Origin of the sequence: Acinetobacter sp. ACZLY 512 (genome assembly GCF_023614015.1) — a bacterium.
Lineage (GTDB): Bacteria > Pseudomonadota > Gammaproteobacteria > Pseudomonadales > Moraxellaceae > Acinetobacter > Acinetobacter soli.
This window is the reverse complement of record NZ_JAKIVI010000001.1, coordinates 444,731-470,251: the sequence shown is the minus strand read 5'-3', so window position 1 is coordinate 470,251 and position 25,521 is coordinate 444,731. Positions and strand designations below refer to the sequence as shown.

General features: G+C 44.6%; 25 protein-coding genes. 21 read left to right on the top strand and 4 right to left on the bottom strand.

Going from position 1 to position 25,521, the window contains the following annotated elements; translation table 11 throughout:
- Positions 1-8: 8 nt before the first annotated feature.
- Positions 9-911, bottom strand: coding sequence for a LysR substrate-binding domain-containing protein (locus L2096_RS02185; protein WP_119025283.1), 903 nt, complete (start codon positions 909-911; stop codon positions 9-11).
- A gap of 186 nt (positions 912-1,097) precedes the next feature.
- Here L2096_RS02185 and L2096_RS02180 point away from each other — a divergent pair, with 186 nt between their 5' ends.
- From L2096_RS02180 to L2096_RS02130, 11 genes are all read left to right on the top strand, one after another.
- Entirely contained in the window at positions 1,098-1,847 is a 750-nt protein-coding gene (locus L2096_RS02180; protein ID WP_004939687.1) for an SDR family NAD(P)-dependent oxidoreductase, read from the top strand.
- Positions 1,848-1,922: 75 nt separating this feature from the next.
- Complete coding sequence (locus tag L2096_RS02175) at positions 1,923-3,221, top strand: MFS transporter (RefSeq protein ID WP_250364792.1); 1,299 nt, start codon at positions 1,923-1,925, stop codon at positions 3,219-3,221.
- Positions 3,222-3,239: 18 nt separating this feature from the next.
- Positions 3,240-4,085: a transketolase gene (locus tag L2096_RS02170; RefSeq protein ID WP_111812972.1), complete on the top strand. Its 846-nt coding sequence runs from the start codon at positions 3,240-3,242 to the stop codon at positions 4,083-4,085.
- 12 nt (positions 4,086-4,097) lie between these two features.
- Positions 4,098-5,105 (top strand): transketolase family protein, encoded by a 1,008-nt coding sequence (locus L2096_RS02165; RefSeq protein ID WP_076031971.1) that lies wholly within the window; start codon positions 4,098-4,100, stop codon positions 5,103-5,105.
- 423 nt (positions 5,106-5,528) lie between these two features.
- Positions 5,529-6,209 carry a GntR family transcriptional regulator gene (locus tag L2096_RS02160; RefSeq protein ID WP_004948854.1) on the top strand — a complete coding sequence of 227 codons (681 nt, stop codon included), beginning with the start codon at positions 5,529-5,531 and terminating at the stop codon, positions 6,207-6,209.
- Positions 6,210-6,230: 21 nt separating this feature from the next.
- On the top strand, positions 6,231-7,115 hold the full coding sequence (gene prpB / locus L2096_RS02155) for a methylisocitrate lyase (RefSeq protein WP_004929161.1): 885 nt from the start codon (positions 6,231-6,233) through the stop codon (positions 7,113-7,115).
- Between the two features lie 216 nt (positions 7,116-7,331).
- A complete protein-coding gene (prpC, locus tag L2096_RS02150) occupies positions 7,332-8,489 on the top strand; it encodes a bifunctional 2-methylcitrate synthase/citrate synthase (protein WP_004929159.1) in 1,158 nt (385 codons plus the stop codon).
- Positions 8,489-11,122, top strand: a complete 2,634-nt coding sequence (acnD, locus tag L2096_RS02145) for a Fe/S-dependent 2-methylisocitrate dehydratase AcnD (RefSeq protein ID WP_250364791.1) — start codon at positions 8,489-8,491, stop codon at positions 11,120-11,122. The genes prpC and acnD overlap by 1 nt, the downstream gene beginning before the upstream one ends.
- A 144-nt stretch (positions 11,123-11,266) precedes the next feature.
- Entirely contained in the window at positions 11,267-11,866 is a 600-nt protein-coding gene (locus L2096_RS02140; RefSeq protein WP_250364790.1) for a hypothetical protein, read from the top strand.
- A complete protein-coding gene (locus tag L2096_RS02135; RefSeq protein WP_250364789.1) occupies positions 11,863-12,927 on the top strand; it encodes a DUF262 domain-containing protein in 1,065 nt (354 codons plus the stop codon). The genes L2096_RS02140 and L2096_RS02135 overlap by 4 nt, the downstream gene beginning before the upstream one ends.
- Positions 12,928-13,270: 343 nt before the next feature.
- Positions 13,271-13,414, top strand: coding sequence for a zinc ribbon-containing protein (locus L2096_RS02130; RefSeq protein ID WP_004939665.1), 144 nt, complete (start codon positions 13,271-13,273; stop codon positions 13,412-13,414).
- Between the two features lie 331 nt (positions 13,415-13,745).
- Here L2096_RS02130 and L2096_RS02125 read toward each other — a convergent pair whose 3' ends face one another.
- Complete coding sequence (locus L2096_RS02125) at positions 13,746-13,913, bottom strand: hypothetical protein (protein ID WP_250364788.1); 168 nt, start codon at positions 13,911-13,913, stop codon at positions 13,746-13,748.
- A 363-nt stretch (positions 13,914-14,276) separates the two neighbouring features.
- Between L2096_RS02125 and L2096_RS02120 the strand changes: the two genes are divergently transcribed.
- A complete protein-coding gene (locus L2096_RS02120) occupies positions 14,277-15,155 on the top strand; it encodes an alpha/beta fold hydrolase (RefSeq protein ID WP_025095028.1) in 879 nt (292 codons plus the stop codon).
- A 202-nt stretch (positions 15,156-15,357) separates the two neighbouring features.
- On the top strand, positions 15,358-16,245 hold the full coding sequence (locus tag L2096_RS02115; protein WP_250364787.1) for a DMT family transporter: 888 nt from the start codon (positions 15,358-15,360) through the stop codon (positions 16,243-16,245).
- 75 nt (positions 16,246-16,320) lie between these two features.
- Here L2096_RS02115 and L2096_RS02110 read toward each other — a convergent pair whose 3' ends face one another.
- Together L2096_RS02110 and L2096_RS02105 are read right to left on the bottom strand one after the other, a co-directional pair.
- Positions 16,321-17,016, bottom strand: coding sequence for a tetratricopeptide repeat protein (locus L2096_RS02110; protein ID WP_250364786.1), 696 nt, complete (start codon positions 17,014-17,016; stop codon positions 16,321-16,323).
- A gap of 181 nt (positions 17,017-17,197) precedes the next feature.
- A complete protein-coding gene (locus tag L2096_RS02105; protein WP_004939646.1) occupies positions 17,198-17,836 on the bottom strand; it encodes a LysE family translocator in 639 nt (212 codons plus the stop codon).
- Positions 17,837-17,925: 89 nt separating this feature from the next.
- Here L2096_RS02105 and L2096_RS02100 point away from each other — a divergent pair, with 89 nt between their 5' ends.
- From L2096_RS02100 to L2096_RS02065, 8 genes are all read left to right on the top strand, one after another.
- A complete protein-coding gene (locus L2096_RS02100; protein ID WP_250364785.1) occupies positions 17,926-18,849 on the top strand; it encodes a LysR family transcriptional regulator in 924 nt (307 codons plus the stop codon).
- Between the two features lie 82 nt (positions 18,850-18,931).
- Entirely contained in the window at positions 18,932-19,555 is a 624-nt protein-coding gene (locus L2096_RS02095; RefSeq protein WP_004939640.1) for a TetR/AcrR family transcriptional regulator, read from the top strand.
- 3 nt (positions 19,556-19,558) lie between these two features.
- Complete coding sequence (locus L2096_RS02090) at positions 19,559-20,248, top strand: type 1 glutamine amidotransferase domain-containing protein (RefSeq protein ID WP_055415493.1); 690 nt, start codon at positions 19,559-19,561, stop codon at positions 20,246-20,248.
- 64 nt (positions 20,249-20,312) lie between these two features.
- Positions 20,313-21,293 carry a zinc-binding dehydrogenase gene (locus L2096_RS02085; RefSeq protein ID WP_004948832.1) on the top strand — a complete coding sequence of 327 codons (981 nt, stop codon included), beginning with the start codon at positions 20,313-20,315 and terminating at the stop codon, positions 21,291-21,293.
- A gap of 280 nt (positions 21,294-21,573) precedes the next feature.
- A complete protein-coding gene (locus L2096_RS02080; protein ID WP_004939629.1) occupies positions 21,574-22,254 on the top strand; it encodes a paraquat-inducible protein A in 681 nt (226 codons plus the stop codon).
- Positions 22,251-23,009 carry a paraquat-inducible protein A gene (locus L2096_RS02075; protein ID WP_250364784.1) on the top strand — a complete coding sequence of 253 codons (759 nt, stop codon included), beginning with the start codon at positions 22,251-22,253 and terminating at the stop codon, positions 23,007-23,009. Before L2096_RS02080 ends, L2096_RS02075 begins: the two co-directional genes overlap by 4 nt.
- A 36-nt stretch (positions 23,010-23,045) precedes the next feature.
- A complete protein-coding gene (locus tag L2096_RS02070) occupies positions 23,046-24,701 on the top strand; it encodes a PqiB family protein (protein WP_162179346.1) in 1,656 nt (551 codons plus the stop codon).
- Positions 24,691-25,422, top strand: coding sequence for a PqiC family protein (locus L2096_RS02065; RefSeq protein ID WP_151796226.1), 732 nt, complete (start codon positions 24,691-24,693; stop codon positions 25,420-25,422). The genes L2096_RS02070 and L2096_RS02065 overlap by 11 nt, the downstream gene beginning before the upstream one ends.
- Positions 25,423-25,521 lie beyond the last annotated feature (99 nt).

Here is a 25,521-nt window from a genome sequence, read left to right as displayed (position 1 = left end):
CCTTAAATTTACACCGTGTCGGGTTGAATGTGATTCTGCGAGAATAACTCGTCCTGAATCCAGTTTAAAAACATCTCGATTTTGGGAATAAATTGGTGCGTGCGCGGATAAACCAGATGATGTGCCGAAACTGGAATGGAGAATGAATCGGGAAAAACACGCACTAATTTGCCCGAATCCAGATAATTTTGAGTGAGTAAGTTACTTTCCAGCACGAATCCCAAGCCGTGTGTCGCCGCTTCAAGCGACATATAAGAGCGGTCAAAACTAAAGGTATAAGGAAATTCAGGAATACTCAGACCTTGATGGGCAAACCACTGCGGCCAAGTCACCAATGTCGAGCGTGACAAAATCAGCTCCTTTTTAAGCAAATCTTTGGGTTCGTATACTGGGCTTCTCGTCAAAAGTTTGGGTGAGGCCAGTACCTCAAGCTGTTCATTCCGAATGGTTCTGATTTCGACCCCCGTCCAGTTCGGTAAACCATGCCGAATATCGATATCAATTTTATCTCGGGTAAAGTGTAGGTTTTCGTACGAGCACGACAGATTTACCTGTAGCATCGGAAATTTTTCTTTAAACGCCTCAAGCCGTGGCAACAACCACAGTAAACCAAAGCTCGGCGATGAGTGAATATACAGGCTGTCTTTAGGGCTTTTATCTGCCGCTTTTTCTGTGGCAAGCATCAGATTGTGCAAAATGGTGGTCACTTCGTGAAAGTAGCGTTCTCCTGACGGGGTCAGCGTGACACCGCGTGCGCCGCGAATAAACAGGCTTTGTCCAATCATGTCTTCTAGTTTGGCAATCTGATGACTCACTGCCGAAGGCGTTAAATTTAGATTGTCTGCTGCTTTGGCCACATTACCTAGCCGTGCTGTTTGCTCAAAAGCCTGAAGGGTTTTGATGGACGGAATCTGATTAAAATTGTTTTCACGGCTATCCATAGTTCTGTCCGGTTTTTGCGTTTTATTTTGCTTTGATTATCTTTAGGCATGAATTTTTTTCATGCTTTGCTGAATTCTATCGTATTGCTGCCTGCACTGAAAAGAGCGAATCTAGCGCAAAAGCACACAAATAGAGTTAAACGAAGAGGATTGAGCATGTTACTACAAGGAAAAGTGGCGTTAATTACTGGTGCAGCATCTGCACGAGGTATTGGGCGTGCAACAGCAGAAATTTTTGCACAGCAAGGCGCCAAAGTGGTGGTGGTCGATTTAGATCTTGAACAAAGCCAGCACGCTGCGCAGGCACTGGGCGAAGGTCATCTTGGGCTTGCGGCAAACGTGGCCAATGAAGAGCAGGCCAAAGCGGCAGTCGATGCGGCAATTCAGCATTTTGGAAAAATCGATATTTTGGTGAATAATGCCGGAATTACTCAGCCCATCAAAACACTCGATATTCAACGTAATGATTACGATCGCGTGCTCGATGTGAGTTTACGCGGCACATTAATCATGTCTCAAGCGGTTATCCCATCCATGAAAGCCAGTGGAGGCGGGAGTATTGTATGCCTGTCATCGGTATCGGCACAGCGTGGCGGCGGTATTTTTGGCGGACCACATTACAGTGCAGCCAAAGCAGGCGTGCTGGGGTTGGCCAAAGCGATGGCGCGCGAGTTTGGTGCAGATAATATTCGCGTTAACTCACTTACGCCCGGACTCATCCAAACCGATATCACGGGTGGACTCATGAATGATGATCGTCGCCATGATATTTTGGCCGGAATTCCACTAGGCCGTTTAGGTAAAGCGCAAGATGTGGCCAATGCTGCGCTATTTTTAGCTAGCGATTTGTCGGCCTATCTCACGGGTGTGACATTAGATGTCAATGGCGGGATGCTCATTCACTAATGGTTTAAACCAAAAATTAAAATAGAGTAACGGCCACACGAGGATAGCGTGGCCACATATACAGGGACTCAAGTAATGGATACGGTTTATTTTCAAGAATCGGATGCAGTGCGTAAATCTGCGTATCGAAAAATTGCGTTTCGGCTGATGCCATTTTTAATGTTGTGTTATTTCTGTGCTTACCTCGATCGCGTTAATGTCGGTTTTGCCAAACTGCAAATGATGAACGATTTGCAATTTAGTGAAGCGGTATACGGTTTAGGTGCAGGAATCTTTTTTCTCGGTTATTTTTTATGTGAAGTACCCAGCAATATCGTTTTGCATAAAGTCGGTGCACGCCGCTGGATTGCCCGCATCATGATTACATGGGGCATTTTGTCGGGTTGTTTCGCCTTTGTACAAACAGAATGGCAGTTTTATACCTTGCGCTTTCTACTGGGCGTAGCAGAAGCCGGACTAGCACCGGGATTACTCCTTTATCTCACGTACTGGTTTCCATCGTACCGACGTGCCCGCATGACCGTACTTTGGTTTATCGCCATTCCGATTTCGGGCATGATTGGCGGTCCGATCTCGGGCTTGATTATGGACCAGATGAACAATGTGCGTGGTTGGCACGGCTGGCAGTGGATGTTTGTACTTGAAGCCATTCCCACGGTTGTGGTTGGGCTTCTGGTTTTGGCAATACTTAAAGACTCGGTCAATGATGCCAACTGGTTAACAGACGACGAACAAAGTCTGGTTAAAAAAGAAATTGCCGAAGATAACCGGCACAAACAAGGCCATGGCAGCATTAAAGATTTTGTTCGTGACCGTCGATTATGGTTGCTGGCAGGGATCTATTTCTGTGTGGTGATGGGACAGTACGCCATTACCTTCTGGCTACCCACACTCATTCGCAACTCCGGAATCAGCGATAACTGGCATATCGGATTACTCACCAGCTTACCGTACATGTGTGCCATTTTTGTAATGCTCATGGCGGGTCGTAGTGGTGACCATTTTAGAGAACGCCGTTGGCATTTGATCATACCGATGTGTGCAGGTGCGGCAGCCTTGACACTGGCCACTCTGTTTGTCTCTAACCTGACCGTTTCATTGATTTTCCTCTGTATCGCGGCTTCAGGTGTACTGACTGCATCATCATTGTTCTGGATGTTGCCTACCAACTTTTTAGGTGGCGTATCTGCCGCAGCTGGCATTGCAGCAGTCAACAGTTTTGCCAATCTTGCCGGATTTTGCTCACCGTATCTGATCGGTTGGGTAACGACCAATACGGGATCCAATGCCATCGGCATGTTCATTATAACCGCGGTTCTGTTGTTCGGTGCGATCTTGGTGTCTCGTGTTCCGGCAAAACTGGTCAATCGTTAAAAAGGAAAGAAAATGACAATGTTAAATATCGATCGCGCTGGGCAGATTGCCGAACTTCATCAACGCGCCTACAACATTCGCCAGCACGCATTGCGTATGGGGCAGGTACAAGGGCAAGGATACGTGGGGCAGGCACTGGGTGCAGCCGATTTACTTGCTGTGGCATATTTTCATGCCATGAAGTATCAACCTGAAAATCCGGAATGGGAAGGTCGTGACCGTTTTTATCTTTCGATCGGTCACTATGCAATTGCACTTTATGCCGCGCTGATCGAGGCCAAAATTGTGCCTCTCGACGAGCTGGAGAGCTATGGAGCCGATGACAGCCGTTTACCAATGTCAGGCATGGCCTCTTACACGCCCGGTATGGAAATTACCGGTGGCTCGCTCGGACACGGTTTGGGCATTGCAGTGGGTGCTTGCTTGGCACTCAAGCAAAAAAAATCCGATGCTTTTGTGTATAACCTGCTCTCTGATGGTGAATTAAATGAAGGCTCAACTTGGGAAGCGGTGATGTCGGCTTCACACTGGAAACTCGACAACCTGATTGCAATTATTGATGTCAATAATCAGCAAGCTGACGGCCACTCAAGTGAAATTCTGGCATTCGAACCGATTGTAGATCGATGGGAAGCCTTTGGCTGGTTTACCCAGCGTGTTGATGGCAATGATGTACCTGCCTTGCTCAATGCGTTTGATCAAGCCAAACAGCATACCGGACAGCGCCCACGAGTAATTATTTGTGACACCAAAATGGGCAAAGGCGTATCGTTTCTGGAAAGCCGTGAAAAAACTCACTTTATTCGTGTCGATGAACACGAGTGGGATCAAGCATTAAATATTTTGACGCATTATGGTCAATAAGGAGCATTTCTGATGAGCCAGTTAACACATCCGCCAAAGAAAAAACTTACTACCTCAGCCATGATTGCTTCAATTGCTGCGGAAGGACAACCTACCAAGCCAGCGCCATTTGGTCATGCACTTAATGCACTCGCAAAAGAGCGCGACGATATTGTCGGATTATCGGCCGATTTGTCGAAATACACCGATCTGCACATTTTTGCCAAAGAAAATCCGGATAAATTTTTTCAGATGGGTATGGCTGAACAACTCTTGATGAGTGCAGCCGCAGGTATGGCACGTGAAGGCTTTGTTCCTTTTGCAACCACCTATGCTGTGTTTGCATCGCGCCGTGCTTACGACTTTATCTGTATGGCGATTGCAGAAGATAATTTAAACGTCAAGATTGTCGCGGCTCTACCTGGCCTGACCACAGGTTACGGACCTAGCCATCAGGCTACCGACGATATCGCGATTTTTCGCGCAATGCCGAACTTGATGGTGATCGATCCATGCGATGCGCTGGAAATCGAGCAGGCCATTCCTCAGATTGCAGCGCATAAAGGGCCGGTTTATATGCGTTTATTGCGTGGTCAAGTGCCTCTAGTACTCGATAAATACAATTACGAGTTTAAACTTGGCAAGGCGCAAGTGATTAAGCCCGGCAAAGATTTGTTAATCATCTCTACAGGCTTACTGACCATGCGTGCCCTTGAAGCCGCCGAAGCTTTGGCGCAAGAAGGGATAGACGTGGCAGTGCTGCACGTACCAACCATCAAGCCACTCGATGAAGACACCATTTTGCAGGAAGTGGCTCAAGGCGGGCGCCCGGTACTAACCGCAGAAAATCATTCGCTGGTGGGTGGGCTTGGAGAAGCGGTAGGTGCTTTGCTGCTTAAACATGGTCAGCATCCGCGGTTTGATATGATTGGGCTGCCAGATGCCTTTTTAGATGCAGGCGCGCTACCCACCTTGCATGACCGCTATGGTATTTCGACCGAAGCAGTGAAAGACAAAATCAAGGCACATTTGGCGAAGTAATGACTCTACAAGTCTTTAAGCGCGCCCCAAAGCCACGCTCAATTGAGGATTAATTATCGAAAAACACGACAGCATTTATTTCAAAACAAGTTAAAAAAGTACAGCACCACCTATAAGAAGTCTTTTAGGTGGTGCTGTTTTTTAAGATGCCACTAAGCTCATGGCATATACACCTCTACATGTATAGGCTTAGAAAAGTAATCAAATCCGCCAAACTGTTTACACTTTGCGAACTTCGACTTAAGTCTAAAAGATAAGTTGAAACGCAGTATATTTAAATAAATTTATTATTTTCAATGAATTAATGGTTTTTATGCTAAAAAAGTAAACGTGTGAGTTTTTTATATTGTCGACAATATGATTGCAATTTTCGATATCTGTGCGTATTTTAACAACAGCATCGTCGTAATTGTTGACATCATCATGACCGAACTTCTTGAGCCAGCCGCGCGCGCAAGTACACAAGAAACACTGACCGATCAGATTTTTAAAAAAATTCAATCGGCGATTGTCAGTGGTGAAATCGCAGCGGGCAGTAAAATTTCGGAGCCAGAATTGGCACGTGTTTATGGCATCAGCCGTGGGCCGTTGCGAGAAGCCATTCATCGGCTAGAAGGACAAAAACTGGTCGAGCGTACTGCGCATGTGGGCGCGCGGGTGGTATCGCTGTCACATCAGCAATTACGAGAACTCTATCAGATTCGTGAAAACCTAGAAGGTCTGGCTTGCCGACTAGCCGCGCAAAGCATTGACAAACAGCAAATCTTAAATTTGCGTGACGTATTGCATCTGCACGCGCAAGATCCCGATTTTAAAGAAGGTAAGGGCTACTATTTACAAGAAGGCCAAGACGATTTTCATTACTGCATTATTAAAAATTGTGGCAACAAAACCTTGGAAAAAATGCTCTGCGATGAACTCTATCATTTAATTCGAATGTATCGGGTGCAGTATTCCAAAACCCCGAATCGTCCGCACAGAGCACTGTCTGAACATTTACATATTTTAAACGCGATTGCCGAAGGAGATGCTGAACTGGCAGAACTTCTGATGCGCCGGCATATCGCAGCATCGTATCGCAACATCGAACAACATTTTATTTAATTGACAGGGAGAGAGCAGCACATGTCTACAGTCTCAGCAGGACAGAAATTTAGAGATGCAGTCGCCAGTGAACGTCCATTACAGGTGGTGGGTGCAATCAATGCCAACCATGCCTTATTGGCCAAACGTGCAGGCTATAAAGCCATTTATTTGTCGGGTGGTGGCGTTGCGGCGGGCTCGCTTGGTTTACCCGATTTAGGTATTAGTAATTTAGATGATGTATTGATCGATGTGCGCCGTATTACGGATGTATGCGATCTGCCTTTGCTGGTCGATGCCGACACAGGTTTTGGCGCTTCAGCATTTAATATTGCCCGTACCACCAAATCGCTGATTAAATTTGGTGCTGCCGCCATGCACATTGAAGATCAGGTTGGTGCCAAGCGTTGTGGTCATCGTCCAAATAAAGCCATTGTGAGCCAAGAAGAAATGGTCGACCGGATTAAAGCGGCGGTTGATGCACGTACCGATGAAAATTTTGTGATTATGGCACGTACCGATGCACTGGCTGTCGATGGTTTACAAGCTGCGATTGATCGTGCAGGCGCATATATCGAAGCCGGTGCAGACATGCTATTTCCAGAAGCCATTACCGAGCTTGCAATGTATAAGCAATTTGCACAGGCGACTGGCGCACCCATTTTGGCCAATATTACCGAGTTTGGTTCTACGCCACTATTTACCACCGATGAACTGGCCTCTGCCGATGTCAGCCTTGCGTTATATCCACTCTCGGCATTTCGTGCCATGAACAAGGCAGCCGAAACGGTTTATGAAACCTTGCGTAAAGAAGGCACACAAAAGAATGTGGTCGACATCATGCAAACGCGTAAAGAGCTGTATGAGCGCATTAACTACTATGCATTTGAAGACTATTTAGACAACGCATTTGCGAAAAAGAAATAAACAAGCCCGCTTTGAAAAGAAGTGGAAACGATGGTCTTGGCCATCGTGAGGGCGGAATGGATGCAGCTACATTGGACGGCCTTGCACTGCTTTTAAAGCGATTAAAGCTCTGATGAGGCGCAAGGCGAAGTGGTTAATCTCGAAATAAGAAGTGAAAATGGTACGACTCCATCGTGCCTAATAAATAAATTCAGATCGATAGGAAAGGACAATCTTATGAGCTCAAATGAAACAACAACAGGCTTTAAACCAAAAAAATCAGTTGCACTTAGCGGACAAGTGGCAGGCAACACCGCACTCTGTACCGTCGGTCGTAGCGGTAACGACTTGCATTATCGTGGCTATGACATTTTAGATCTCGCTGTAGGCAGCCAGTTTGAAGAAGTGGCACACTTGCTGGTTCATGGCAAATTACCAAATCAAGCTGAGCTTAAAGCGTATAAAGCCAAATTAAAGGCACTTCGGGGCTTACCGGCAGCACTCAAAACCGCGCTTGAACAACTTCCGCCGTCTGCTCACCCCATGGATGTGATGCGTACAGGCGTGTCGGTATTGGGCTGTTTAACCCCAGAACATGAAGACCATAACGAAGCCGGCGCAAAAGACATTGCCGATAAACTGATGGCCAGCCTCGGTTCGATGCTGCTGTACTGGTATCACTTTAGCAACAATGGGCGCCGTATTGAGGTCGAAACCGACGACGACTCAATCGCAGCGCATTTCCTGCACTTGTTGCATGGCGAAAAACCATCTGAAGAATGGATTCAGGCCATGCACACCTCACTCATTTTGTATGCAGAGCACGAGTTTAATGCATCTACCTTTACCTCACGCGTAGTCGCCGGTACGGGTTCAGATATGTACTCAGCCATTACCGGTGGAATTGGCGCACTACGTGGTCCTAAACACGGCGGTGCCAATGAAGTGGCCTTTGTGATTCAGCAACGTTATGACAATGCAGACGAAGCTGAGGCAGACATTCGAAGCCGTGTAGAGAAGAAAGAAGTGGTGATCGGATTTGGTCATCCGGTTTATACCGTATCTGATCCGCGTAATGAAGTGATTAAAAAAGTGGCCTACGATTTGGCGCAGTCCCAGCAAAACACCAAGATGTATTTGATCGCGGAGCGTTTGGAAGCCGTGATGAAAGAAGTAAAAAACATGTTTCCAAATCTCGACTGGTTTAGTGCGGTAAGTTATCACCTGATGGGTGTGCCAACCGCCATGTTTACACCATTGTTCGTGATTGCACGTACCGCAGGCTGGTCGGCGCACGTGATCGAGCAGCGTCAAGACGGCAAGATTATTCGTCCAAGTGCGAACTATACCGGCCCAGAAAATCTCGAATTTAAACCGTTGGCGGAGCGTGGCTAATGTCAAATCCATATCGTAAACCGTTGCCGAATACTGCACTTGGCGATACCCCGCTGGACTATTACGACGTGCGTCAGGCCGTTGAAGATATTCAGCCAGGCGCTTACCAGACATTGCCTTATACATCAAAAGTGCTGGCCGAGCAGTTGGTTCGTAAAGCAGATCCTGCGCATCTGACCGATTATTTAAAGCAGTTGATCGAACGCCGTCAGGATCTAGATTTTCCTTGGTATCCGGCGCGTGTGGTCTGTCATGATATTTTAGGCCAAACCGCGCTGGTTGACCTTGCGGGCCTGCGGGATGCTATTGCAGATAAAGGCGGCGATCCGTCTAAAGTGAATCCAGTGGTGCCGACACAACTGATTGTCGACCATTCGCTTGCGGTCGAATATGGCGGATTCGATCCTGATGCCTTTGAGAAAAATCGCGCGATTGAAGACCGTCGTAACGAAGACCGTTTTCATTTTATCGAATGGACCAAAACGGCATTTAAAAATGTCGATGTCATTCCTGCCGGAAACGGCATCATGCACCAGATCAATCTGGAAAAAATGTCGCCAGTGGTTCAGGCACGTGATGGTGTAGCTTATCCAGATACCTGTGTCGGCACCGATTCACATACTCCACATACCGATGCATTGGGTGTTATTTCGATAGGTGTCGGTGGCTTGGAAGCAGAAAACGTGATGCTGGGCCGTGCTTCTTGGATGCGTTTGCCCGATATTATTGGCGTCGAGCTGGTCGGGCAGCGTCAGGCCGGCATTACCGCGACCGATATCGTACTGGCACTCACTGAATTTTTACGAAAAGAACGCGTGGTTGGGGCATATCTGGAGTTTTTTGGCGAAGGAGCCGACAGCATGTCGGTGGGTGACCGTGCCACCATTTCAAACATGACACCAGAATATGGCGCCACCGCAGCCATGTTTTATATCGATCAGAACACCATTGACTATTTGCGCCTGACAGGCCGTGAAGATGCACAAGTGGCATTGGTTGAGCAATATGCAAAAGAAATCGGTCTTTGGGCATCTGAAATGACTCAAGCCGAGTACCCGCGCGTACTGCGTTTTGATTTATCTACTGTTACACGCAACATTGCAGGCCCATCTAATCCGCATGCCCGTGTTTCAACCGCCGACTTGGCAGCAAAAGGCATTGCAGGCAACTTAGATGCAGCCAAAGCACAAGAAGCAGAAGGCTTGATGCCAGATGGCGCCGTCATCATTGCGGCGATTACCTCTTGTACCAATACTTCAAACCCACGTAATACCGTGGCCGCAGGGTTACTCGCACGTAAGGCCAACGAGTTAGGTTTAGTTCGTAAGCCTTGGGTAAAATCTTCTTTTGCACCGGGGTCAAAAGCGGCAGCGCTTTATCTAGAAGAAGCGGGCGTACTCAAAGACTTAGAACAACTCGGTTTTGGTATTGTGGCTTATGCCTGTACCACGTGTAATGGGATGTCTGGCGCGCTTGATCCGGCCATTCAGCAAGAAATTATCGACCGTGATTTGTATGCAACGGCTGTACTTTCGGGCAACCGTAACTTCGACGGACGTATTCATCCATATGCAAAGCAGGCCTTTTTGGCATCTCCACCGCTCGTGGTGGCGTATGCGATTGCCGGCACCATTCGTTTTGATATCGAAAAAGATGCACTCGGCACCGACCAAAACGGCAACGCCATTTACCTTAAAGACATCTGGCCATCCGATGCCGAAATAGATGCACTGGTCAAAGAAGCGGTGAAGCCTGAACAGTTCCGTAAAGTGTATATTCCTATGTTTGATCTGGGTGAGGTTGAACAAGCCGAAAGCCCACTATACAACTGGCGCCCACAAAGTACCTATATTCGCCGTCCGCCATATTGGGAAGGCGCGCTGGCTGCACCACGCACTTTGACCAATATGCGTCCGCTGGCAATCTTGGGCGATAACATCACCACCGACCATTTATCGCCTTCAAATGCGATCATGATGGATTCGGCAGCAGGTGAATACTTGCATAAAATGGGCGTACCAGAAGAAGACTTCAACTCATACGCAACGCACCGTGGTGACCACTTGACTGCACAACGTGCTACTTTTGCTAACCCGAAATTGTTTAATGAAATGGTGGTACGCTCCGACGGTACCATTAAGCAAGGTTCAAAAGCGCGTGTCGAGCCGGAAGGCGAAGTGATGCGGATGTGGGAAGCCATTGAAACCTACATGAACCGTAAGCAACCGTTAATCATTGTTGCGGGTGCAGATTATGGTCAGGGGTCTAGCCGTGACTGGGCTGCAAAAGGTGTACGCCTTGCCGGTGTAGAAGCGATTGTAGCCGAAGGCTTTGAGCGTATTCACCGCACTAACCTTGTAGGTATGGGCGTGTTACCGCTTGAGTTTAAAGCAGGTGTGAACCGTAAAACCTTAAAACTTGATGGTACAGAGCTATATAGCGTGATTGGGAATATTGCACCGCGTTCGACGTTAACTCTGGTGATTGAGCGTGCTACAGCGGATGGTAAGGAAGAGATTCTGGAAGTGCCTGTAACGTGCCGTTTAGATACCGAAGAAGAAGTATCTGTATATGAAGCGGGCGGTGTATTACAGCGTTTTGCGCAAGACTTTTTAGAAGGGCAGATAGTATAATCTGATTTATAGTGTTTTTTTGATAATTTCTACCTCAGAAGCTAGCATAGTTTTATATGTTAGCTTTTTATTTTAAATGTTATAATAATCTACAGAATTCATAAATTATAATCAATTTAACTGATACGTTTCGGAGGAAATTCATTGAATGACTACAAGAGTGAGTTAAAAGAACAGATTTCACAAGGACGTAAGCGACATGAAATAATTAGAAATTTTTATATTCTTAGGCCAAGTTGTACTTTCACTCATAAATATGATTATGCAGAAAAAATAATGGAAGAAGTAGCCAAATATTTTTCAGTACCTCTAAGTTGTATTTTAGTTTGTGGCTCTGCACAATTAGGTTTTAGTTTATCAAAAAATACAATTTTTTTGCCAGGAGGATCTGATCTGGATCTAGCTATCATTGATTCAAATCTGTATATTAAATATTTTGATGAAATTTTGAATGTGACTAATAACTATAATAAAACAAATTTATTTGTATCAGATGAAATTAAAGTAAATTACTTGAATTTCGTTGGTAAAGGAGTTATTAATCCAAAATATATGCCAAATTGTAGTTTAAAAAGAGAGCTTAAAAATTTTTTTAGTAGTGTTTCTTCTAAATATAGAGATTATTATGCATCTGTAAGTGTTTGTTTTTATCTTTCTGAATATTCTTTTCAAAGAAAACAGCAGTCTGCACTTAGTACATGGATTAGCAATTATCAACAAAATCTTTTCGGAAGTGAAAAATGATTCCTTATCAAATTCGATCTGTTCAATTAATTAACTTAGTGCGTGATATTAAAAATGGAACTCTAATTCCTAATGCTTATTTTCAAAGAAATTTAGTTTGGCGTGATATACATAAGAAAGAACTTATAAAAACTATATTATTAGGCTATCCATTTCCTCTTATATTTATTTCTCAAGGCGGAATTGATGTAGAAAAAATGACAGCAACATCTTGTATTGTTGATGGTCAACAACGTTGTGATGCTATTGAGTCTTTTATAGATGGTGACTATAAAGTAGATGGTAGATTCTTTAGTGAATTTACTGAAGCAGAAAAAACAACATTTTTTAAATATGAAATACCAGTATGCGAGATTGATATTCTAAATACTGATACTCAAGTTTTAGACATGTTTAAAAGAATCAATAGAACATCTAATTCTTTAACTAATATTGAAAAAATGGCTTCTGAGTTCGGGGCAACATATTTTATGTTAGTTGCTAGATTATTAGCAGATCAAATTGAAATTAAAGAAGATATTTCAGAAGATGATTTAACAATTGATCCTAATATTCCATCCGATTTTATTGAATGGGCAAAATCCATAAAAATTAAATATGTTAATAAGTTATTAACAGATGAGCGAATTTTTAGTAAAAGAGATGTTTCAAGGAAAGTTAATATTCAATATACATTAAACTTGATGAGCACGTATATTGATGGTTTTTATAATAGAAATGATAAAATTGAGGATAATTTAAATACTTATGCTGATGAATTTGAGATAAAGGACATGTTAATTAATAATTTTGAGTTGACTTCTGAGGTTTTTTTAGGATTAAATCTTAATGATAAATCCCCTTGGTATAATAAAGCTAATTTCTTTTCTATTTTTATATATATTAGTAATCTGATTTCAAAAGATATAGAGATAAACTCAAAAATATTAAAGTCTAAATTAGAGAATTTTGATTTTTCACCAGAATATAAAATAGCAGCTAAAGAAGGGGTGAATAATTTAAAAGAGCGTCAACTACGCGATAGATTGATTCGAGATCAACTTAATGATCTGATCAGTTAAATAAAACATTAGTTATAGTTTAAGTTAACAAAAAAGCCCAACATCCTGTTGGGCTTTTTTCGTATTTGGTTGCTAGATATGACTCCTGTCGTATCTCACGATCCTGATGCTTAAACTTATTGTTGTTGTTTTATGTTTTGGAACGTCCTGTTCCTGTATGACTTTATGATAGAACTAGAGCAGCAGGCTGCCAATCCGCAAAATCCTTAAAATAATGTACGTCAAAACGTACACAATTGCACTTCGCTATTAAATCATGACCGTTTGTCAGAAAGGTCAATATATAATCAAAAGTATCACGCTATAGTATATATACCATTTCTAAAATATATGGAGAACAAAAATGGTTACAGCTGGCGAAAAACCTGGAACAGGCTTCTATTTTTGTGTCCAATGCGGACATCGCGTTTACTTAGAAATTGGTACAGATCGACTACCTCCGTGTACCAAATGCCTTGGCAAGCAATTTAGCAGTAAGCTTGCCTAAGCCGCATAATACAAAACAGCTATCCGCTATTTTGAAAAATCCCTGTCAACCGACGGGATTTTTTATTGATAAAACTCAGCCATCATTCAAATAAGCAAAAAAAAAGCCCAACATCCTGTTGGGCTTTTTTCGTATTTCGTTACTAGGTATAACTCCTGTCGTACCTCACGTCCTGATGCTTAAACTTATTGTTGTTGTTTTATGTTTTGGAACGTCCTGTTCCTGTATGACTTTAGAATAGACCTTTACCATTGGGCTGCCAATCCGCAAAATCCTTAAAATTTTGTACGCCAAAGCCTACAAAATTTTATTTCACCATTGGGCTTTTAGCTTAGAAGAATCGTTTAGTACGTTTGGGTTTGGTCGAGGCAATACTTTTACTGGTTTGCACAATTACTCTTATGCCGCCTTCAACAAATTCGTATTTAGACAGCTTGAAATGTAGGTTTTCATTTAAAAAAGTCCACATTGCCATGATAGAAGGAAGTTGTATGGTCATTTCAGTTTTCATGAGTGTACTGTTCTTATTTATGATATTGCCAATGTAGCATTGCTCAAAATATTTCAATAGTACAAAGCTGTTATACAAATAATGCACTCGCGCAACAAAACGTTGATTTTTCTTTTTATTTGTAATTTTATTTTAACTTAAGATATCAGGAGCATAGTGCTAAGGTGACGTTTTTTAAATAGTAACATCGGTATAAAATTTAATCTATTATCGGTACTGTTCTCCCGCACTCACCGAACGTGAACAAAGACTCACGTACTGTATAAAATCTACACATTAAACCCTCACCAGAAATGATCATTCAGCTTTAGATTGATAAACCAATGCATGCTCTTTACTTAAGGAAATCATATGTCACTTTACGAAAATCAATACAATATAAGCGCTGAAAACACTGCAAATAAAACCAACAAAGCAAAATTATATGTCAAAGACTGGGGCCAAGGAGAGCCTGTGGTACTGATTCATGGTTGGCCGTTGTCTTCAGACAGTTGGGACTGGATCGCGATTAAACTGGTCGAAGCTGGCTTTCGTGTGGTGAGTTATGACCGTCGTGGTTTTGGTCGTTCAGAGCAAACATGGTCGGGTTATGACTACGATACTTTTGCAGATGATTTACGCGGTGTAATTGAAGACAAACAGCTCACCAATGTCACTTTGGTGGGGTTCTCTATGGGAGGTGGCGAAATTGCACGTTACTTGAGTCGTCATCAAGCCAAAGATATTAAACAGGTGGCTTTGATTTCATCGGTCGTGCCGTTTTTATTAAAAACCGATAATCATCCTGAAGGTGTAGACGGCTCAGTCTTTCAAGGCATGATTGAAGGCATCTTAGATGAACGTCCAAAGTTTTTTAATCACTTTTTTAAAGATTTTTATGGTGTAGGTTTTCTAAGCCATGCGGTTAGTGATGAATTTATTAAATGGAATACTCAAGTGGCGATGCAAGCCAGTTTAAAAGCCACAGTCGATTGTGTAAGAGCCTTTGCTTATACAGATTTCAGACCCGATCTGGCTGCTTTTACCGTGCCAGTGCTGGTGATTCATGGCACAGCAGATAAAACCGTTCCGATTGGGATTACCGCACATGCGGTACAAAAAGCGTTGCCGAATGCCAAACTCATCGAGTATGTAGATGAGCCACATGGTGTGTTGGCAACGCAACAAGAACGCGTAGCGCAAGATTTACTCGATTTCTTGGGTGTACAGCATTCAGTCGACCGTTTTTAAGTAGGCAGTGTGAGCTTTTTTACTCATGCTATAAAACATCGAAAAAAACCTGCTCCTTAAAGCAGGTTTTTTTTATGAGGGCGATCAACTTCAGCAAAACAAACGTTATTTTAAAATTCGACTTAAAACGCTTAAACCATGCTCGAAACTTTGACCACAATCCAGTACATTACAGTGTTTTTTTGAATTGCATATGGGGCCTATGGCGATTGTCTGGATTTTATTTACGTTGATGGCGGCATTTATGCAGGCGTGGCGTAATGCATTTCAAAAGCAGCTCAGTGGCAGTGTCGATATCTATGGCACCACCTTGGCCCGATTTTTATTTTCGCCAGTATTTGCATTGAGTTATCTTGCTTTTTTATATCATCAGCAGCCTATCACTGCGCATGTCAGCTTTTCTCCAAAATTTTGGCTGTGTATTGTGATTGCTGGAGTGAGCCAGATTTATGCCACCGCCTTAATGGTTAAATTGTTTCAGCAAAAAAATTATGCCATTGGGGTGGGGCTTGCCAAAAGTGAAGCGATTTTGGCCGCTTTGGTGGGGGTATTGTTTCTACAAGAGCATCTAACCGCATGGGGCTGGGTGGGCGTATCGATTGGTGCAGTTGCGGTATTTCTACTCAGTAAAGGTCGGCAGCAGAGTGAATTGTCGTTAAAAACCCTCATGATTGGTTTGGGAAGTGGCCTGTGTTTTGCCATTACATCACTATTGGTACGTGAAGCCAGTTTAGAGCTCGACATGCTGCCATTTTTACATCGCGCTGCGTGGGTGCTATGTAGTCTGATCAGTTTTCAATGCATCATCATGCTGTTGTATCTGGGAATCTTTAGCCGACAAACGCTTTATCATATGTGGCAACGAATTGGACTAACCTTTAAGGTCAGCGTTTGCAGTTTTTTGGCGTCTTTGGGTTGGTTTAGTGCCATGAGCATGCAAACCGTTGCCATTGTTAAAACGTTAGGACAGGTCGAGATTTTATTTAGTCTGTTAATTTCAGCTTTCTTTTTTAAAGAAAAACTCGCCAGAACAGACCATATGGGTTTGTGGCTGGTGATTGTGGCCGCAATTATGGTGATTTGGGCTTAGCCGTAAATAAAACTTTGATCACTCCATTGCGTTTATTGCAAGGTATGCTCATTCCGATCATATATTACAGGATGTTTATTTGAGTCCTTGTAATACCTGCTTGGCATCTGAGTCGCCTGCATCGGCAGCGCGTTGTAGCCACTTTTTGGCAAGGGGCAGATTTTTTGCTGTGCCTTCTGCATTTAAATACATCATGCCTAAATTATACTGTGCATCTTTTTCACCGTTTTCGGCTGCTTGTGTGTACCAGTGCAATGCTTGTGTATCATTTTTCTGGACGCCTTTACCGTTAGAATACATTTGCCCCAAGCTATATTGTGCAGGCGGGTAGTGCTGCTGTGCAGATTGACTCATCCAGTTAAAGGCTTCTTGTGCATTTTGTGGGGTTCCTCGCCCTTCGCGATACATATGAGCGACTACATACTGCGCTTTGGCATGGCCAGACTTGGCTGCCCGTTTAAAATAATCGAGTGCGCGTGCTTCATCTTTTTTCACTCCCTGACCGACCAAATACAACATGCCAAGACTGTACTTGGCGCCTACGCTACCATTTTCATCGGCGCGAGTGAGCCACTTGAGTGCTTCGGCATTATTAAGCTGAACACCTTGTTCACCACTTAAATGCATCATACCGTAATGATACTGCGCGGTGGCTTTGCCAGCCTCCGCCTCTTTACGAATATCACTGGCGCTCGGTTCAGACCATGCTGCTACGCTAAGCGTAAAGGCGGCAATCAAAATAATAATTTTTCGGTGGACATAATTGCGCATATCAAAACATCTTCTTGTATTTATTTTGATAAAACTTTAACCAAAATTTGAATGAATCTGCAACAGATGACTGTGAAATGGTTGGTCGCATGGTTTGTAATGCGCCAAGGAATAAAAAAGAGAGATGGGTTGTCTCTCTTTAAATGTTTTATCGTTATGCTGATTAAGCGCGCGGTTAAATCTATACGCTGGTCATGATCAGTTTGATGGCCATACCCATTAGCACCACACCAATGCCGCGTTCTACCACGGTTTCACGTTTTAAAAATGCCTGACGGATGCTGGCACGTGAAAACAGTAAGCTAACCAAAATAAACCATAAGGCGGTCACCACACACATCCAAACACCATAAAAAATCTGGATATTGGTAGGGGTATTCGGGCTAACCAAGGTCGTAAAAATAGCCAAAAAGAAAATGGTGGCTTTGGGGTTGAGTGCATTGGTCATAAATCCGGTACTGATGGCCTGCCATTTACTCATTTTTGTATGCGCAGATGCAGGCTGCTCCAGATCAATCACACCGCTAGATTTACTGGTAATCAGTTTCCAGCCCAGATAGCACAGGTACAATGCACCCGCAGATTTAAACAGCAGCATGAGCCACTCATTTTTTTGGATAAAAAATCCAACCCCAACCAAGGTATAAAGTACATGCACCGAAATTCCCATGCCAATACCAATTGCGGTCAGGCAGCCAATAAGGTGGCCATAGCGTAAACTTTGACGCACACTGATCGCAAAATCGGGGCCGGGTAAAATCACCGCCAGCAGGTGAACAATCGCTAAACTTAAAAATTCAGGCCAATAGTGTGTCAGCATCGGAAAGGTCCCAAAAATTTGTTAAGTCTTAGTGTAAAAAAACATGTAGATGATGATAATCTAGTAAAAATTCAAATTATTTTTGCTTCATGAGCACAAATCAAAGTATTCATTATTTGCAGGAAATGGCCATTTTTGTGAAAGTGGTCGAAACGGGAAGTTTTTCTGAAACAGCCCGTCAGATGGGCGCTACACCGTCTGCGATTAGCCGTGCAATTTCTCGTCTGGAAAAAGTATTGGGCACGCGTTTGCTTCAGCGCACAACGCGCAAGTTACGTTTAAGTGAAAGTGGCCAGCAGATTTATGTCAATTGTCTCGACATGGTCAATGCTGCGCAGGCCGTAATGGAAAGTTCAGGGCAGTTTCATAGTGAGCCGCAAGGTACAGTACGTATGAGTGTACCCAAAGCGGTGGGGCATTTTATGCTGCATCCGTATATGCCAGAGTTTTTTCAGCGTTATCCAAAAATTGATGTCCAGATGCTGCTCGAAGATCGTTATGTCGATTTTATCGATGACGGTGTCGATCTAGCCATTCGTATCACCGATCACCCGCCGGGTGGGTTAATGGGGCGGCGCTTGATCGAAATTAATCATCTGCTCTGCGCCACGCCGCAATATTTAGCCGAGCACGGCACTCCCGGACAGCCTCAAGATTTAAAACAGCACTCGTGTATTTATTTGGGTGAACAGCCCAGCGATTCGAAATGGAAATTCCAGCAAGGGTCGAAAACCATCACGGTACAGGTGAGCGGACGTTACTCGGCCAATCATACAGGTATTCGTTTAGATGCTGCACTTAAGCATATTGGCATTGCCAGCTTGCCGTATTTTGTGGCACGACATGCCTTGCAAGACGGTCGGCTGATTCAGGTATTGCCAGACTGGTATTTTAAAACCTATTACAGTGGTGATGCATGGTTACTGTATCCACCCACACGACATTTGCCGCCAAAGCTTAGTGTATTTATTCAATTTTTGGCAGAAAAACTTGCTTTAGAACCAACACTTTAAATGACTCATTGAGTATCTGGCTTTACATAAAAGAAATCTGACGTATAATCATAGACGACTGGTCTATTTTATTGTGAAGGTCATGACAACACATCAAGCGCAAAAATCTGAAGCGAAACGGCAACATATCCTCGATACCGGATTTAGTTTGGTCTTACGTAAAGGATTTGTTGGCGTGGGTTTGCAAGAAATTTTAAAAACTAGCGGTGTTCCAAAGGGTTCTTTTTACCATTACTTCGATTCGAAGGAAGTCTTTGGTTGTGCTTTACTCAAGAACTACATATCCGATTATCAAATACGTTTAAATCAGTTGTGGGCCAGCGAGCAGTCTGCGCGGGACAAATTACTCACGTATTTTCAATGCTGGATTGAAGATCCTTCTACCCAAGACAGTTGGGCCGAATCTTGCCTGATTGTAAAAATGGCCGCAGAAGTTGCAGATTTATCTGAAGACATGCGACTGATTATGGATGAAGGTGTGAAGCGTTTGACCGCGCGTATGGCGGACTTGATTGTGCAAGGGCAAAAAGAGGGCTCGATTGCTTCTGTACAACCGGCACAGAGTCTTGCACAGGTCATTTATCAGATGTTTTTGGGTGCAGCATTGCTCAGCAAACTGCACAAAGAAAAGACCCCTCTTTATCAGGCGCTTGATGCCAGCAAAGCCCTTTTAACGGGATGTCAGCATAACCAACAGGAAAAATAATCAATGAAAATTTTAATCATTCTTACCTCACATAGTCAGCTTGGTTCTACAGGCAAAAAAACCGGTTTTTGGCTAGAAGAATTTACCTCGCCGTATTATGTATTTAAAGATGCAGGTGCCGAGCTGGTACTGGCATCTCCTAAAGGTGGACAACCACCGCTAGATCCAAAAAGTGACGATCCGGATGCTCAAACCGACTCAACCCGTCGTTTTAAAGAAGATCCAGATGCACAGCAACAGCTTGCCAATACCATTCCGCTGGCGCAAATCAATCCAGATGATTTCGATGCTGTATTTTACTCGGGTGGTCATGGCCCGCTATGGGATTTGACCAACGATCCGCATTCGATTCGTCTGATCGAGCAGGTCACTCAAGATCAAAAACCATTGGGTTTGGTATGCCATGCGCCGGCAGTGCTTAAAAATGTAAAAACGCCAGAAGGCGGCTCGTTTGTAAAAGGTAAGCATGTAACTGGTTTTTCAAACAGTGAAGAAGAGGGGGTACAACTGACTGATGTTGTACCATTTTTGATTGAAGATGAATTTAAGGCCCAAGGCGCACATTATGAAAAAGGTGCAGATTGGCAGTCCTTTACCGTAAAAGAAGGCTTATTGGTGACGGGTCAAAATCCGGCCAGTTCTGAAGCTGTGGCAGAGCATTTGCTCAAACTATTGAGTCAGCGTAGCGCCTAAGTGCGCTGCCGATACGGCCACGTTTCATCCTTCTTTAATTCTTGTTTAAACTTAGGAAATTTATATGCAAAGCGTACTTCATAAAACCTTTGGTGAACCTGTCGATGTACTGGAGCTGGGAGAGGCGCCTGTGCCTGAGCCAAAAGCGGGACAGGTACGTATCAAAACAATTCTCACCCCAATTCATAACCACGATGTCTGGACAGTACGCGGGCGCTATGGTTATAAGCCTGAACTTCCTGCAATTGGAGGCAGTGAGGCGGTCGGATTGATTGATGCGTTGGGTGAGGGCGTTGAGCATCTTCAAGTTGGACAACGTGTGTCGGTGGCCTCTGTACATAACACATGGGCAGAGTACTTTCTTGCACCAGCGGCAGGTGTGGTGCCATTGCCAGACGAAATTGATGACCAAACCGCGGCACAGTTGATTGGCATGCCGATCAGCGCGCTGATGTTACTCGATTTTATTGGCATTCAGCCAGGTCAATGGATGATTCAAAACACTGCCAACGGCGCAGTAGGTAAAACAGTGGCCATGATTGCCAAATCTCGTGGTATTGGTGTGATCAATCTGGTGCGTCGTCAAAGTGCGGTCGATGAAATGACGGCGCTCGGAATTGAGCATGTGGTTGCTACCGAACAAGATGACTGGAAAGCACAGGTTAAAACCCTGCTCGGTGAGCATACGTTGGTAGCAGGTGTCGATTCGATTGGTGGGCAGGCCAGTGCTGAAGTGCTGAGCTTATTAGGCGATGACAGTACCTTGGTGTCCTTTGGTAGCATGACTGGCGAACCGATGCAGCTACCTTCGGGTGATTTGATTTTTAAGCAGGCTGTGGTGAAAGGGTTTTGGGCCAGTGTCGTGAGCAAGAACATGGAGCCAGCACACAAACGTGAGCTACTGAGCGAACTAATTCAACTGGCGGCAAGTAAACAATTGCAACTTCCGGTCGAGGCGATTTTAAGCTTTGATCAGGTCGATGAAGCGGCACGACTTTCAACCCAAAGTGGCCGCAAAGGCAAGGTGTTGTTTAAACCTAACTAGGCCATCACTGTATATAAGTACAAGCACATGTCAGAAGAGTTCTGGCATGTGCTTTTTTGTGCCTTAAAAATAGAGGAAAATATAAAAGCCAAACATTAAGTAAGCTGTTATGCGACATCGTTTATGTTTTTTGTTCGAATGGTGTGCCAAGTCTTTGATCATCGGTTAAGATGGACAAGAAAAAGAAATATAAGTTTGTACAAGACGTCAGTCATCTACATATCAAAGCGACAACTTTTATTTCATAGCGCCTTTAATTTTATACTGGGTCACGTGCTCCATGAGTCGAGATGTTTCAGAGCAGTCATCAGCCTTACCATCAAGCCCGACAATTTTTATAGAGGGACAATCCTTTACGCCTTCAGAATTGGCAGGGTGTGAAGAATGCGATGCTATTTACCGCAAGGTCACGTTGGCTGCGGGTGAACGTGCTTACTGCAACTGTTGTGGTGCCGAATTATATCGACGAAGCAAGTCGCTCAGCACTTTGCTAGCGCTAGTGCTCACAGCGCTGATTGTATTTGCGATTGCCAATAGTTTTCCGATTGTAAAGGTCGAATTGCAGGGGAATTCCTCTCAGACTACGCTCATTGGTGCCGCGATGGCGATGTTTCATATTGATCGGGCATTTGTGGGGGTGCTCATTCTGATCACGACCTTTATTGTTCCTTTGCTGGATTTATTGTTACTCACTTACGTTCTGGCTTCGGTGAGTATATTTAAAACGCGTCCTTCTTATTTGTTGGTGGCGCTCAGAGCCCTGTTTCTTTTTCGAGAATGGGGCATGATTGAGGTATTCCTGATTGGTGTACTGGTGACACTGGTCAAGCTGATCGCAATGGTGGTGGTCATTCCGGGTATTGCACTTTGGGCATTTGCACTGTTGAGTGTGTTACTGGTTTATATTGCATCGTTTAAGATCAATGATCTGTGGGATGAAATTGACAGGAGGGTGCCATGAGTACTCAACATGAGTCACAGCAACAGCATGTGGTCAGTCCTGTTTCCGATGTGCATCCACCTCGAGCGCATGAACTTTCGCTCGTGCGTTGTCATTGTTGCGGGCTACTCAATCATGTCGACATCTCGCATACCGATGAGAGCATACCTAAGTGCGTCCGATGCCACAGTGCATTGCATGCGCGAAAACCCAGTAGTTTAAACCGGACTTTTGCACTGGCCGTGGCAGCAAGTATTTTGTACATACCCGCCAACGTATTGCCCATGACCATTACCAATTCATTATTGGGCAGTCAGCAAGACACCATCATGAGTGGGGTGATTTACTTCTGGAAAAGTGGTGATTATCTGGTGGCGACGGTCATTTTTATGGCCAGTATTTTTATTCCGCTGCTTAAACTGTTTATTCTATTTTTCCTGCTGATTGCAGTCCGCATGCAATCTTCATTACGCTGGCGTTTTTCGCCTGAGCATTGTTCGATTTTATACCGGATTGTTGAGTTTATTGGCCGTTGGTCCATGATTGATGTTTTTGTGGTGGCCTTACTCACCGCGCTGATTCAGATTCAATCACTGGCCACGATCTTGGCTGGACCGGGTGCTGTTGCATTTGGCGCCGTGGTAGTCCTGACCATGTTTGCATCCTTGAGTTTCGACCCCCGAATGATCTGGGATAACTATTATTCCGGACAGTCCAAACAGCAGTCCCAGACAGCTCAAGGCACAGCGACCACGATGATGGAGCAGCACCATTGAATTACATTTTCCCTTTAATGACCTTTAAAAAGAACGATAAGCATGTCTGAGCATACTCCAAACAGTGAACATCCCGTTCCAGATCCGAATCATACTTCGCGTGGCTTGCCTGAACCACAAAAGAGAAAAGGCAAGTGGCGGCCGGCACTGATCTGGCTCATTCCGCTTGTGGCGTTATTGATCGCGCTCTCGCTGGCGGTTAAGGCTATTTTAAACACCGGGCCCACAATCGATGTATCGTTCCGTACGGCCGAAGGCTTGGTGGCAGGCAAAACCACTGTGCGTTATAAACAGGTCGATATCGGACTGGTGCGTCAAATTGATTTAGCTGACGACGGCTCTCATGTCATTGCCAAAATTGAGCTACGCAAAGACGCCAGCCAGTTTGCCTCAAAAGATTCGCGTTTCTGGGTGGTGCGTCCACGAATTGGAACCAGTGGTGTATCGGGCATTGATACCTTATTGTCGGGTGCATACATCGAGGTCGATGGCGGCAAGTCCAAAGAGAAGCAAGAAGAATTTACCGGGCTTGAAGTGCCGCCTGTGGTGGCATCGGATGTACCCGGCAAAGTCTATTTTCTTAAAGCGCGTGATTTGGGTTCGCTGGATATTGGCTCACCGATTTATTATCGACGCATCAATGTCGGACAGATTACAGCGTATAAACTCTCGCAAGATGGCAAGAGCGTCGAGTTACAAACCTTTGTTCGCTCACCTTACGATAAATTTGTCACCACCGATGCGCGCTTTTGGCAAGCCAGCGGCGTTGATGTCACGCTCAATGCATCAGGCTTTAATTTAGACACCCAGTCGCTGGCCAGTATTGTGGCGGGCGGGATTGCCTTTGGTTATCCTGAATCATCTAATGCGGGGGTTGCGGCCAATCACAGTCGTTTTATTCTGGCAGATTCACGCACAGAAGCGCTTAAAGAACCAGACGGCCGACCAAAACAGATCATTATGTACTTTAATCATTCTATTCGTGGTCTAACTGCAGGCGCACCGATTGACTTTATGGGCTTAGAAATTGGGAATGTGAAATCGATTAATGTTGAATTCAACGCCAATTATACGCAGCTTCGTATGCGGGTTGAGGCGCTGATTTATCCGTCGCGTCTGGCCAACGGTAAAGAGCTCGATCCAGATGGTGATATTTTCAGATCATTTATCCAGCAAGGCTGGCGTGCTCAAATGCGCACAGGTAATTTGCTAACGGGCCAAAACTATATTGCCTTTGATAAGTTCCCGAAAGCCAAACCAGCAAATCTGATCATTCGACCAAATGGTGTTGTGGAAGTTCCGACCACGCCAACAGAACTCAGCGGCTTACAGGCTCAGGTTTCACAAATTGCCGACAAGCTCACCAAATTCCCACTGGTTGAAATTGGTCAAGATGTCCGCAAAACGCTGAAAAACATGAATACCGCTATTGAATCGACCGACAAGCTGGTTAAACAGTTAGATGGAAAGGTTGCACCAGATTTGCAAGCCACACTCACTGAAGTACGTAAAACTGTGAAATCAAGCGAATCAATTTTGTCGAGTGATGCACCAATGCAGCAAGATGTTCGCCGTGCGTTACAGCAAATGACGCGCGCCGCAGCATCCTTGCAATTGATGGCGGATTATATTGAACAACATCCAGAATCTTTGATTCGCGGCAAATTACCAGAGGATGATGATGATAAATAAGATTACACACCCAGTGTCACTGGGTCGTCGACTACTGGGATGTGTCACATTTGTGGCTTTACCGTGGCTTCTCAGTGCCTGTAGCAGTTCGCCAACACCGAACTATTATACGCTTTCACCTCAGGTAACGCCTTTGGCCAGCTCGAATGTTCGAGTCATTGAGGTGCTTCCTGTAGCGTTGCCCGACCGCCTCAACCGTATTCCGTTGGTCTTGCAGCAACCTTCGGGCGAATCCAAGGTACTCGATAATGATCGCTGGACCTCTACCTTTAGCTCTGAACTGCGTGATAGTCTGTCGGCTGGATTACAACGTAAGCTGGGCGCCGTCGATCGCTACAGCAGCGGTATGACTGGCGGGCAGGTCTCGTATCGTATTGCAACGGACTTTTCTCATTTCGATATCATCAGTGCGGGTAATGGTGAAAAGATGAAATCGAATACTCGTATGATTGATGTGGCGGTGGCCTGGATTATCAAACGACAAGAACCGATCAATGTACCTGTGAAAACCGCAGCGGCGGGAAGTGCGGAAATTGCCGATCGTCAAATGAGTTGTCGTGTGACCTTTCAGCAGCCAGTGGCATCTGGTGCAGGTGATATTCAGGCAACTGTGCGTGCTTCTAGTGTGGCAATGGAACGTGTGATTGATGCTGTGGCGCAGTCCGTAGTCGCCACCGAAGCCAAAATACGCCCTAACATTCAGGGCGTACGTTGTTCGTAAAACTTCAGCATCATTAAAAAAGCCTCACGCGTTGAGGCTTTTTTTATCGAGATGATCAAATCGCCTTAAAAAACTCGCTAGTCAAGAATTCTAGGGTTT